10 protein-coding genes are annotated in these 11,849 nt (G+C 70.3%); 8 read left to right on the top strand and 2 right to left on the bottom strand.

Annotation, left to right across the window (positions count from 1 at the left end; genetic code table 11):
• Nucleotides 1-6 precede the first annotated feature (6 nt).
• The 7 genes from FM119_RS12510 (at nt 7) to FM119_RS12480 (ending at nt 7,122) form a co-directional block, all read left to right on the top strand.
• A complete protein-coding gene (locus FM119_RS12510; RefSeq protein WP_087138488.1) occupies nt 7-846 on the top strand; it encodes an ABC transporter permease in 840 nt (279 codons plus the stop codon).
• On the top strand, nt 843-1,616 hold the full coding sequence (locus FM119_RS12505) for an ABC transporter ATP-binding protein (protein WP_087138487.1): 774 nt from the start codon (nt 843-845) through the stop codon (nt 1,614-1,616). The genes FM119_RS12510 and FM119_RS12505 overlap by 4 nt, the downstream gene beginning before the upstream one ends.
• Nucleotide 1,617: 1 nt before the next feature.
• Nucleotides 1,618-3,159 (top strand): GMC family oxidoreductase, encoded by a 1,542-nt coding sequence (locus tag FM119_RS12500; RefSeq protein ID WP_087138486.1) that lies wholly within the window; start codon nt 1,618-1,620, stop codon nt 3,157-3,159.
• A gap of 156 nt (nt 3,160-3,315) precedes the next feature.
• Nucleotides 3,316-4,005 (top strand): GntR family transcriptional regulator, encoded by a 690-nt coding sequence (locus tag FM119_RS12495; RefSeq protein ID WP_087138485.1) that lies wholly within the window; start codon nt 3,316-3,318, stop codon nt 4,003-4,005.
• Between the two features lie 406 nt (nt 4,006-4,411).
• Nucleotides 4,412-5,737, top strand: coding sequence for an MFS transporter (locus tag FM119_RS12490; RefSeq protein WP_087138484.1), 1,326 nt, complete (start codon nt 4,412-4,414; stop codon nt 5,735-5,737).
• Nucleotides 5,734-6,660 carry an amidohydrolase family protein gene (locus tag FM119_RS12485; RefSeq protein WP_087138483.1) on the top strand — a complete coding sequence of 309 codons (927 nt, stop codon included), beginning with the start codon at nt 5,734-5,736 and terminating at the stop codon, nt 6,658-6,660. The genes FM119_RS12490 and FM119_RS12485 overlap by 4 nt, the downstream gene beginning before the upstream one ends.
• A 75-nt stretch (nt 6,661-6,735) precedes the next feature.
• On the top strand, nt 6,736-7,122 hold the full coding sequence (locus tag FM119_RS12480; protein WP_087138514.1) for a DUF1801 domain-containing protein: 387 nt from the start codon (nt 6,736-6,738) through the stop codon (nt 7,120-7,122).
• Nucleotides 7,123-7,276: 154 nt separating this feature from the next.
• Here the strand turns inward: FM119_RS12480 and FM119_RS12475 are convergent, their stop codons facing one another.
• Both FM119_RS12475 and FM119_RS12470 read right to left on the bottom strand, forming a co-directional pair.
• Nucleotides 7,277-9,082, bottom strand: coding sequence for an oleate hydratase (locus FM119_RS12475; RefSeq protein ID WP_087138482.1), 1,806 nt, complete (start codon nt 9,080-9,082; stop codon nt 7,277-7,279).
• A 139-nt stretch (nt 9,083-9,221) separates the two neighbouring features.
• The gene (locus FM119_RS12470; protein ID WP_087138481.1) at nt 9,222-10,388 is read right to left on the bottom strand and encodes an ROK family protein; all 1,167 of its coding nucleotides are present in this window, start codon (nt 10,386-10,388) and stop codon (nt 9,222-9,224) included.
• A gap of 143 nt (nt 10,389-10,531) precedes the next feature.
• Between FM119_RS12470 and FM119_RS12465 the strand changes: the two genes are divergently transcribed.
• Nucleotides 10,532-11,833 carry an ABC transporter substrate-binding protein gene (locus FM119_RS12465; protein ID WP_218778783.1) on the top strand — a complete coding sequence of 434 codons (1,302 nt, stop codon included), beginning with the start codon at nt 10,532-10,534 and terminating at the stop codon, nt 11,831-11,833.
• The last annotated feature ends 16 nt before the right edge of the window (nt 11,834-11,849 follow it).

Below are 11,849 nucleotides of genomic sequence, written 5' to 3'. Positions count from 1 at the left end.
AACCCCATGACGACTCAGACCAGCGCCCCGGCCGCCCCCGCACGGCGGACGGCCGGGGCCAGGCGCAAGCCGGTGCTCACCGTGCTGACCCGGCGCCAGTACATCACGACGGCGGTGATCGCCTTCGTCACGTTCCTCGTGCTGTGGACCGCCGTCACGGCGACGGGACTCGTCCAGCCGCTGTTCCTCCCCTCGCCGGCGAGCGTGGTCGAGAAGCTCGTCGAGCAGGCCGGGAACGGGCAGCTGTGGTCGGACGCGGCCGTGAGCACGTACCGCGTCATGGTCGGCTACCTGCTGGCCAGCGCGCTGGCGATCCCGATCGGCGTCCTCTGCGGAGCCGTCCCCCGGATCGAGGCCGCGATCGAGCCGATCATGGACTTCATCCGATACATGCCCGTGGTGGCATTCGTCCCGCTGACGGTGCTCTGGGTCGGGATCGACGACCCGCAGAAGTTCCTCATCATCTTCCTGGGCACCTTCTTCCAGCAGGTGCTGATGTTCGCCGACGCGGTCAGGCGGGTGCCGCTGGCGTACCGCAACCTCGGCGCGACGCTCGGCCTCAACCGGGTGCAGATCCTGGTGCGGATCGTGTTCCCCTCTGCGCTCCCGCAGATCTGGGACTCGCTGCGCATCACGCTCGGCTGGGCGTGGACCTGGCTCGTCGTCGCCGAGCTCGTCGCGGCGACCGAGGGCATGGGCTACCGCATCACGCAGGCGCAGCGCTTCCTCGAGACCGACCTCATCATCGGCTACGTCATCGTCCTCGGCCTGCTCGGCCTCGTCTTCGACCAGATCATGCGGGCCCTCGGCCGGCAGTTCTTCCGCTACCTGAAGGGGCGCTCATGAGCTCGACAGAAACCCTCACCCGTCAGCCCCGCGTCACCGTGGCCGGCGTGTCCAAGCAGTTCGGCGAGGTCACCGCGCTGACCGACGTCGACCTCGTCCTCGGGGACAGGGAGTTCGTCTCGGTGGTCGGGGCGTCCGGCTGCGGCAAGAGCACGCTGCTCTCGATCATCGCCGGGCTCGAGGCCCCGACCACGGGGTCGGCGAGCATCGCGGGAGCGGAGATCCTCGGCCCGGGCAGGGACAGGGGCGTCGTGTTCCAGCAGGCGACGCTGCTGCCCTGGCTGTCCGCGCTCGACAACGTCGTCTTCGCCCTCGACGGCGAGCAGGGACTGAGCAAACGCGACCGGGTGGAGCGGGCGAGGGAGGCCCTGGCGCAGGTCGGGCTGACCGGCTTCGAGCAGGCCTACCCCGCCCAGCTCTCCGGCGGCATGCAGCAGCGCGTGGCGCTGGCCCGCTCGCTCGCGTACGGCCCGAGCGTGCTGCTCATGGACGAGCCGTTCGGGGCCCTCGACGCCCTCACCCGGCGCACGATGCAGGAACTGCTCACCCAGGTCTGGGAGCGCAACCGCATGACCGTGATGCTCATCACGCACGACATCGAGGAGGCCGTGTTCCTCTCCGACCGCGTGGTGGCGATGACGCCGCGACCGGGCAAGGTGGCCGCGGAGTACGCGATCGAGCTGCCCCGCCCGCGCACCCCCGACGTGATCGGCAACGACGCGTTCAGGGAGTACTACCGCGACATCCTCGACCTCATCCACCGGGGCTGACATGGGCGAGACGACGACGGCCGAGGCTGACTGCGACTACCTCGTCCTCGGCGGCGGCACGGCCGGCTGCATCGTGGCGGCCCGGCTGAGCGAGACGGCCGGGGCCCGCGTTCTGCTGGTCGAGGCCGGGCCGAGCGACGCCGACGAGCCCAGGGCGAACACCATCCGGCGCTGGTCGGAGATGCTCGAGGGCGAGTACGACCTGGACTACCGCAGCGAGCCCAACCCGAGGGGCAACTCGCACATCCGCCAGGCGCGTCTGCGCATCCTCGGCGGCTGCTCCACCGCGAACACGATGATCACCTGGCGTCCGCTGCGGGGCGACCTCGAGGAGTGGGCCGAGCTCGGCGTCGAGGGCTGGGACCTCGACACGGTCGGCGCCTGCTTCGACCGGCTGCTCGCCCGCAGCGGGCCCGTGGCGCCGGCCGACAGGAACCCGTACGTCGCCGACGCGGTGAGCGCGGCGTCGACGGCCCTCGGCCTGCCGCTGCGCGAGAGCTGGAACGACGGGGAGTTCGCCGACGGCGCGGGCTTCTTCGAGATCGGCTACGAGCCAGAGAGCAACCAGCGCTCCTCGGCGTCGTGGAGCTACCTGCGCTCGCAGCCGGACCGTGACGGGCTGACGCTGGCCCTGCGTGCCGTGGTGCAGAGGCTCCTGATCGAGGACGGCGCAGCCGTCGGCGCGGTCGTGCGCGACGGCGACGGCGTGGAGCGCGAGCTCCGTGCGGCGCGCGAGGTCATCGTGTGCTGCGGGGCGATCGACTCGCCCGCGCTGCTGATGCGGTCGGGAGTCGGACCGGCCGGGGTCCTCGCGGCCGCGGGCGTGACGACCGTCGTCGACCTGCCCGGCGTGGGGGAGAACCTGCAGGACCACGCGGAGGGGCTCATCGTCTGGGAGGCGGCCGGGGAGCGCTCGGAGGTGTGCGCCACCGGCTGGGACGCCGGCTACGTCGTCCAGCTGGACGAGTCGACGAGCACGCCCGACGTATCCACCCACATCCCGCTGCACTCCTGGACCGTGCACGCCGAGAACGACGGGGCGACGATCCCGGCGAACAACGTGTCCTTCGCCCCGAACGTGGCGAAACCGCGCAGCAGGGGGCGGGTCTGGATCACCTCGCCCGACGCCGACGTCGCGCCGCGCATCGACTACCGCTCCTTCACCGATCCGGAGGGCAGGGACGAGCGCATGCTCGTCGAGGGCGTCCGGCTGGCCCGCCGCGTCGCCGGGCAGGAGCCGTTCGCGTCCCACTTGGTGCGCGAGGTCTTCCCCGGGCCGGAGGTGACCGGGGACGAGGAGCTCTCGGAGGTGCTGCGCCGCACGCATCAGACCGTCTACCACGTCTCGTGCACCGCGCGGATGGGGGCCGACGACGACCCCCTCGCGGTGCTCGACTCGCGCCTGCGGGTGCGGGGCGTGGCCGGCCTTCGGGTCGCCGACGCCTCGGCGTTCCCGACTCTGACGGCGCTCAACCCCGTCGGCACGATCATGGCGCTCGCCGAGAGGGCGGCGGAGCTCGTCGTCGAGGACGCCGCGGGCTGAGCGTCGCCTCCGGCCGGTCCCCGACCCCGGCGGTCGGGGCCGGTCCTCCGCGGTCGGCCCGTCGGCCCCCTCGCGCCCGACGGGCGCCGGCATGGTGTTCTCCGAGCCGCTTCCCTCTAATCTGGAGACCGGAACCGAACGCCGGAGGAATGCGGGATGAACGTAGACGACAGGCTGCTGGCGGCCATCCCCCGACGTTCCTCCCTGGCGGACGAGGTCTACACGATCCTGGAACGGCGGCTCATCGAGGGCACCATCGCCGCGGGTTCGTCGATCATCATCGACGGCCTCGCGAAGGAATTCGCCGTCTCGCACACGCCGATCCGTGAGGCGCTGGCACGGCTGGAGTCGACGGGGCTGGTGAGCCGGACGGCGCATCGCGGCTACCGCGCGGCGCCGCTGTCGACCGTCGAGGAGCTCGCGAACCTCATGGAGGCGCGCGTGACCATCGAGCCGCGCTGTGCTGCTCTGGCGAGCCAGGCCCTCTCCGACGCCTTCCTCGCCGAGCTGACCGCCGCGGTCGAGGCGCTCGACGCCTACGACGGGTCGCGCGACTTCCACCTGTTCTGGGAGGCCGACGCCCGCTTCCACCAGCTGATCGCGACGAACACGGGCAATCGTTTCCTCGCCGCGGCGTTCGAGGCGCTCGGCGGGCACGTCCAGCGCTTCCGGCTGTTCGGGGCGCTCGGCGGCTCGGACATCCAGTTCGCCGCGCTCGAGCACGGCCGCATCCTCGATGCGATCCGCGCCGGCGACGCGGAGGCGGCCGAGCGCGAGATGGCCGCGCACCTGACGAACGCGCGGGACAGGGCCACGGCGGATCGCAGCGTCATCGCCGAGCTCTAGTCGTGGGGCCGCTCCCGCGTGTGGCCCGAGGGGGCAGCCTGTTCTGACGGCGGCTCGGGCGGACCCTTCTCGCTGGCTGCTGGCTGCTGGCTGCTGGCTGCTGGCTGCGGGCCGCTGGCTGCGGGCCGCTGGCTGCTGGCTGCTGGCCGCTGGCGTCGAGTGTTGATCGCGAACGGCACCGGGCCGGTGCACTGTTGACAGCGATGCTTACGTCGTCCATCCTATAGGATCTAGGCACTGGAGAGAGCCGGTCCGACCCACGATGGAGTGACAATGACCCCCGCGCGCCCCCGAACAGCCCGCGTCCGACCCGAGGGACGCTGACCCCGCGTCCCGACGGAGCGCCCGCACGCCCCGAGCTCTGACCACTGCCGTACCGCACCACCGACAAAGGAGTCAGCGAACCATGACCGGATCGCCCACGGCCGCCACCGGCGGCAAGCGCACACGCGTCCGCCTGCAGATCTTCGGGATCCTCTGGATCCTCGTGCTGCTGAACTTCATCGACAGGGCGACCCTGTCGATCGCCATGCCCTTCATCAGCGAGGAGTTCGACCTCGGCCCGGAGATGCAGGGCTGGCTGCTCGGCTCCTTCTTCTGGACCTACATGCTGTTCCAGATCCCCGGCGGCTGGCTGCTCGACCGCTTCGGCCCGCGGCGGATCGTCGGCTGGGCCGGAGCGGTGTGGGGCGGGTTCCAGCTGCTCGGCGGTCTCGCCATGAACGGGATCTTCCTCACGGGGACCCGGCTCGGGCTCGGCGCGACCGAGGCGCCCGTGTTCCCGGCCGCGGCCAAGCTGAACTCCCGGTGGCTGCCCTCCCGTGAGCGGGCGCGCGGAGCCACCTTCGTCGACGCCGCCGGGCCGTTCGGCTCCGCCGTCGGAGGCATCATCGTCACGGCGCTGATCGGCTGGACGGGCGGGTGGCGCTGGGCGTTCATCATCACCGGCGCGCTGACCATCGTCACCGCCGTCGTGTACGCGATGTACCTCAGGGACACCCCCGAGGAGCACCCCCGCGTGAACGAGGCGGAGCTCGCGCACATCCGCAGCGACGCCGACGTCGCCGACGAGGCCGCGTCGGGCCCGCTTCCCCGTGTCGCCTCCTACCTGAGGTCCACGAGCTTCTGGTCGCTCATGCTCGGACGCCTGGGCTGGGCGACCGTGTGGTGGGGCATCATCTCGTGGACGCCGTCGTACCTGTCCAGCGCGATGGGGTTCGACCTCGCCGGGCTCGGCTGGGGGACGTTCGCCGTCTACGGGATGGGCGTTCTCGGCCAGCTCGTGGCCGGCACCGCGACCGACACCTTCCGGGCGCGGACGACGAACTACAACTCGGTGATGAAGACGATCCTCGCCATCTCCGGCATCGGGACGGTGGCCTCGATCCTCGCGCTTCCTGCGATCAGCAACGGCTACGTTGCGATCGTCGCACTCGGGCTCGCCGTGTTCTTCGTCCAGTTCGGCGGGATCTACTGGGCGTTCCCGGCCTGGCTCGCGCCGAAGAAGCAGGTCGGCGTCGTCGGTGGCGTCATGAACGTCGCTTCGAGCGTCGGCGGCGGCATCGCGCCCGTCGTCATGGGCTACGCGATCGCCGCCTCGGGCGGGTCCTACGCGGGCTCCTTCCTGTTCCTCGCCGTCGCCGGTGCCGTGTACCTGGTCGGGTCGATGCTGATCAACTTCAACCGTCCGCTCGCGATGGAGGCCCCCTCCGCGACCGGGGTGCGGGCATGACCCGCTACGCCGGGCCGATCGTCGACGCCCACCACCACTTCTGGACGCCGGAGGAGGGTCGCCAGCCGTGGCTGCGCCCCGATGCGCGCATCCCGTTCCGCTACGGCGACTACGAGTCGATCAAGCGCAGCTACCTCCCTCCGGACCTGCTGCGCGATGCGGAGGGACTCAACCTGGTCGGCACGGTGACGATGGAGACCGAGTGGGAGCTCGACGACCCGGTCGGCGAGATGGACTGGACGGCCGGGGTCGCCGAGCGCTACGGACTGCCCAGCGCCGCCGTCGCGCACGCCGTACTCAGGGACGAGCGCGTCGAGGGCGTGCTCGAACAGCTCGCCGAGCGCCCTCTCGTCCGGGCTGTGCGCAACAAGCCGGGGCAGGCGGCCTCCGCGGCGGAGGCCGCCGCGAACCCGAACCTGCTCGACGACCCGTCCTGGCGTCGGGGGTACGCGCTGCTGACGAGGTACGGGCTCGACTTCGAGCTGCAGACCGCCTGGTGGCACGTCGACCAGGCCGTGCGCCTCGCCGCCGACTTTCCCGACACGGCGATCGCCATCAACCACACCTTTCTGCCCTCGGACCGCAGTAGTGAAGGCATCGCGGGCTGGCGCCGAGCCCTCGTGCGGGTGGCCGCGTTCGACAACGTGACGATCAAGATCTCGGGGATCGGCCTGCCCGGTGTTCCCTGGTCGGTCGAGAACAACCGGGAGATCGTGGAGACGACGGCCGAGGTGTTCGGCCCCGACCGGATCATGTTCGCCAGCAACTTCCCCGTCGACGGCCTGACCGGGAGCTACCGCCAGATCATGGGCGGGTTCCTGGAGATCGCCGAGGGCTGGTCGGAGTCGGAGCAGCGCAGGGCGTTCGCAGGGAACGCGGTGCGGGTGTACCGTCTGCCGTCGGCGCTCGCAGGCGCGGACTGAGCCGTGACCCCGCCGGGTGCACAATGGGGCTGAGGCGGCCGAGGTCCGGCCCCGGTCGGGAGAACAGTGGGCAGCGTGGACGCCAGAGGGAGCATCGATCGCCTCATCGCGGATCACCCGGACTGGAGGGGCGCCGTTCTCGCCGAGGCGCGTGCGGTGATCCCCGCGGCCGACGACCGGATCACCGAGGACTGGAAGTGGAGGGGCGCCCCCACCTGGGAGCTCGACGGCATCCTCGTCGTCGGCGGGCTGTTCTCGCGCAAGGTGAAGCTCGGCTTCCTGTACGGTGCCTCGCTCCCCGACCCCGAGGGCGTGTTCAACGGCGAGCTGGGCGGCTCGCAGCGGCGCTCCTACGAACTGTTCGAGGGCGATGCGCTGAACGCCGCCGCGCTGCGCGGTCTCGTGCGGGCGGCCGTCGCACGCAACGAGGCGGCGCGATCCGCGCGGTCATCCCGTCCCTGAGCCGGAACCGCAGCCCGGAACCATACGCCCGCAGCCCGGAATCGTACGCCCGGAGCTCCTGAGCTCCGGAGCCCCGGGGTGTGAAAGGCGCGGCGTCACGGGCGGGGCGGACCGGCCCGTCGAGCCATCCGCCATCCGCCTCGACCCCCCGCGGTCAGGAGACCGCGTCGTCCTCCCTCGCGCGCGTGCGCGTGCTCCCCAGCTCGGGCACGAGACCGAAGTCGGTCAGCAGCTGGCCGATCTGGGTGTGGTCGAGGTGTCGGATGAGCCGGTTGCCGACGAAGCCCGGCCCCGGAAGCGCCACGGCCTCTCCGTCGCGCAACCGTGACGTCGCTGCGAGCAGGAAGCGCAGGTCGTAGGTGGAGTTGAACACCTCGGGAACGCCGCGGTCGATCCCGAGCAGCTGGTATGCGGCCTCCATCCCTGTGCGGACCGAGTACTCGGTGGTGAAGATCGTGTCGCGCGTGGTCTCGGCGAACTGCCCGATGAACGCGTAGTTGACCGCTCCCTCCGGGACGACCGCCGGACGGTCGCCGGCCTGGCGCGGCATGAAGAACGAGGTGACGTAGGGCATCATCACCGGCACGGTGCGCGCGCCCTCCGCGGCCAGTCGGGGGATGTCCTCCACGGGGACGCCGAGGTGGTACAGCCACTCCTGGGTGATCTCCTCGCCCGTGGACTCCTGGATCGTCTTGCCGGTGTAGTCGCCGGGGACGTCGCTGAACAGCGCGTACACCCAGACGACGATCTCGTCGGGCGACTGAGCCTTGAAGTGCGGCTGGCGGTTGACCGTCCAGCTGAGCAGCCAGGACGAGTCCTTGGCCGTGACGATCCCGCCGGTGACCACCTTCCCCGCGAACGGGTCGCGCTTGGCGATCTTCTCGATGTAGGCGGGGATCTCCGGGCCGATGGTCGTCACCGTCGCCGACTCCCACTTGGTCTTGGGGATGTCGGAGGCGAAGACGTCCGGGCGCCCGAACGCGGGGCTCTTCGCCGCGATGCGGCGCCAGAGGTCCCAGGCCGGCGCCGGGCCCTCGTCGAGCCGCGCCGGGTGGTGGTGGTCCCCGTCGACCGAGTTCTCGGTGAGGGAGCCGATCGTGGTCAGGACGAGGTCGTCCTCCCCCAGGTCGACGCCGCCCTCGACGCCGTCCCTGACCCAGTGGATGCGGGTGGCCTGCGACCGCTCGCCGTCGAAGCGGAAGTCGATGTCGGTGACCTCGGTCGAGAACTCGAACGTCACTCCCTGGTCGAGCAGCCAGCGGTACATGGGCAGGACGAGGGACTCGTACTGGTTGTACTTCGTGAACTTGAGGGCCGACAGGTCGGGCAGTCCGCCGATGTGGTGGACGAAACGGTGCAGGTACAGCTTCATCTCCAGCGCGGAGTGCCAGGTCTCGAACGCGAACATCGTCCGCCAGTACAGCCAGAAGTTGCTGGCGAGGAACTCCTCGCCGAACACCTCGTCGATCCGCTTGTTCTCCATCTCCTCGCGCGAGGCGAGGAAGACGCGGACCATCTCCTTCTGCGCCTTCTCGCTCAGGCCGAACTCGTTGTTCGTCTCGGCGTCGATGCCCTGCCGGTGGGTCACGCGCGTGAGCGAGTAGTTGGGGTCGTCCTTGTTGAGCCAGGAGAACTCGTCGAGCACGGAGCCGTCGACCTCGAGGGAGGGGATGGTGCGGAACAGGTCCCACAGGCACTCCATGTGGTCCTCCATCTCGCGGCCCCCGCGGATCACGAAGCCCTTCTTCGGCTTCTTGATGCCGTCGAGCGCCCCTCCGGGCAGCTCGAGTCGCTCGAGGATGGTGATGCGGTCGCCGGGGAGCTGCCCGTCCCTGATCATGAACACGGCCGATGCCATCGAGGTCAGGCCGGCGCCGACGAACCACGCCGTCTTCGTGTCGACGCCCTCTGGTTTGCGCGGACGTGCAAATGCCTCGTAGTTGCCGCTGCTGTAGTACACGAGCTTCCCTCTTCCCTGTCGTCCGGGGCACGGGCGGCGTCGGGGACCGGTTGCTGGTCGTGGTGGACCGCGGCGTCATCCGTGCGAGTCCCTGTTCATGAGCTTACTCAGGAGAGTGGGCGGAGCAAGGCCGGGCGGCTCACGCTCCCGCGGCGTCCGCGGCGGAGCGGCCGAGGGCGAAGGTCTGGATGGCGAGGACGGCCGCGCCGCGCGCCCACTCGACGTTCGTTCCCGTCGAGAAGCTGATCGGCGGTGTCGAGGCGCGCTCGTCCCTCAGTGACCGGATGCTCTCGAGCAGGGTGTCGTGGCCGATCTCGGCGACGCGGACCCCCTCCCCGGCGATGATGATGCGCTCGGGGAGGACGAGGTTGCAGATGCCGGCGAGGAGGACGCCGAGGCCGCGGGCGGCATCGCGCACGATGCGTTCGGCCACCGGCTCGCCGGCCTCGGCCATGTCCAGCACCTCGTCGAAGCCGATCGGGCGGCCGAGCGCCTCCGTCGCGTAGCGGCTGATGGCGTCGGAGTTGAGCAGCGCGGCGGCGCAGCCGCGGTGGCCGCGGGGGCAGAGCGGCCCGGACGGGTCCATCGGCCAGTGGCCGACCAGGCCGAGGCCGTAGTCGTCGTTGACGATCGGCTCGCCGCCGAGGACGAGCCCGAAGCCGGTGCCGATTCCGAGCGTGACCACGGCGAAGCGGTCGTCGTGGTTGGCCGTCCCGAACCAGCCCTCGTACTCGCACAGGGCGACGACGTCGTTCTCGACGAGGGTGGGGATCCCCGTCTCCCGCTCGATGAGGTCGGCGAGCGGAACCTCGGCCCAGCCGAGGAATCCGGCGCTGACCACGGTGCGCCTGTCGCGGACGGCGGCGCCGACGCCGATGCCGATGCCGGTGATGGGGTGGTCGGCCGACAGCGTCGCGTAGACGCCGGCGATGTGCGTGGCGATGGCCTCCGGCGTGCGCTCGCCGGTGGGGACGGTGAGGCTGTCGACGACGTCGCCGCGCAGGTCGGTGACGGCGGCGACGATCTCGCTCTCGCGGACCTTGACGCCGAGGAAGTGGTGCGAGGACGCGTCAACGTCGAGGAGGCGGGAGGGGCGCCCGACCCGTCCGCTGCTCTGCTCGCCGACGTCGACGAGCACCCCCCTCTCGATGAGCGGCGTGCTCAGCCTGCTGAGCGAGGCGTGCGAGAGGCCGAGCCTGCGGCCGATCTCGGCGCGGGAGATGGGGCCCCGCCGGAGCACCTCGATCGCGACGGGGAGAGCTGCCCCGGCGTCCGAGTCCCAGGCCCGGTCGCGCGTGCTCGCCATGGCACCCCCGCATTTTGCTCGTTATGTATGAAATGAACTGGGGTGAGCCTAGCAAAGCGTCGTCTTGACCGTCTAATACGTTTGCGGTAAACATAATTGCGTGTCCAACGAGGGGCACGCGCCAAGGACCATAGGAGGTCAACGTGTTCAGCAACCGGAGGACGAAGGTGGGGGTCGCTGTCGCAGCCACAGCTCTCGTCGCACTCGGGATGAGCAGCTGCTCGTCCGCAGGCCAGGGGGAGGCCGAGAGCGGCGACACGCTGAAGGTCTGGTGGTGGGAGAACGACGAGTCGGCACTGTCGACCGGCTGGAACCGCGCCATCGAGATCTTCGAGGAGAAGCACCCCGACGTCACCGTCGAGTTCGAGCTCAAGACCTACGAGCAGATGCAGCAGTCGGGTCAGCTCCTGCTCGACTCGGACGACGCCCCCGACGTGCTCGAGTACCTCAAGGGCAACGCCACCGCCGGCCTCGTCTCGCAGGCGGGCCTGCTCACCGACCTCACCGACGTCGCCGCCGAGCGCGGCTGGGACGTCGACGGCTCCGTCCAGGACGTCGGCCTCTACGAGAACGGCCTCATGGGCTCCGGCCAGCGCTACGGCGTGACCAACTACGGCGAGTACGTGCCGATGTGGTTCAACAAGGACAGCTTCGAGAAGTACGACCTCAGCGTCCCGACGAACCTCGACGAGCTCGAGGACGTCATGCAGACCTTCGTCGACAACGGCGTGACCCCCCTCGCCCTCGGCTCCGCCGACTACCCCGGCCCCCACCTGCTGTACGCCCTCGCGCTGCAGAAGATGGACGAGGACTCCGTCGCCGCCTACCAGCAGTTCAACGGCGAGGTCGACTGGGACGCCTGGGAGTTCGCCGCCGACAAGGTCGCCGAGTGGACCGAGAAGGGCTACATCAGCTCCGACTCGACCGGCATCCCCGCGCAGGACGCCGGAAACGCGTTCACCGCGGGCACCTACCCGCTGTTCTTCTCCGGTACCTGGTGGGCCGGGCCCTTCGTCGACGGCATCGACGACTTCGAGTTCGACCAGTTCCTGTTCCCCGGAAGCGACCTCACGCCCGGCTCGGGCGGAAACCTCTGGGTCGTCCCCGAGAAGGCCTCCAACAAGGAGCTCGCCTACGACTTCATCGACATCACGATGAGCGAAGAGGTGCAGAACCTGCTCGGTGAGGAAGGCCAGGTGCCCGTCGCCGCCGACCTCGACGCGATCACCTCGCCCGTCGGCCAGCTCGTCCTCGGCGAGTTCCAGAAGCTGCAGGACAGCGCTGACGGCGGCCTCGCCGGATACCCGGACTGGCCCGTCCCCGGACTGAACGACGTCCTCATCCAGAACAACACCGAGCTCGTCCAGGGCACGAAGACGCCGGAGCAGGCCGTCGAGGCGATCAAGAACGCCTACGACCAGGGCCGCACCGACACCGGAAAGTAGCGATCCGACGGCGGGC

It is taken from the genome of Mycetocola reblochoni REB411, from assembly GCF_900163835.1.
Lineage (GTDB): Bacteria > Actinomycetota > Actinomycetes > Actinomycetales > Microbacteriaceae > Mycetocola_B > Mycetocola_B reblochoni.
Note: the sequence above shows the minus strand (reverse complement) of the source record. Positions and strands in the feature narration are given on the sequence as shown.

Bases quoted from the DNA above. Each gene is read 5' to 3' on its own strand.
- FM119_RS12510 (WP_087138488.1), top strand. From the start codon at position 7: ATGACGACTCAGACCAGCGCCCCGGCCGCCCCCGCACGGCGGACGGCC.
- FM119_RS12505 (WP_087138487.1), top strand. From the start codon at position 843: ATGAGCTCGACAGAAACCCTCACCCGTCAGCCCCGCGTCACCGTGGCC.
- FM119_RS12500 (WP_087138486.1), top strand. From the start codon at position 1,618: ATGGGCGAGACGACGACGGCCGAGGCTGACTGCGACTACCTCGTCCTC.
- FM119_RS12495 (WP_087138485.1), top strand. From the start codon at position 3,316: ATGAACGTAGACGACAGGCTGCTGGCGGCCATCCCCCGACGTTCCTCC.
- FM119_RS12490 (WP_087138484.1), top strand. From the start codon at position 4,412: ATGACCGGATCGCCCACGGCCGCCACCGGCGGCAAGCGCACACGCGTC.
- FM119_RS12485 (WP_087138483.1), top strand. From the start codon at position 5,734: ATGACCCGCTACGCCGGGCCGATCGTCGACGCCCACCACCACTTCTGG.
- FM119_RS12470 (WP_087138481.1), bottom strand. From the start codon at position 10,388: ATGGCGAGCACGCGCGACCGGGCCTGGGACTCGGACGCCGGGGCAGCT.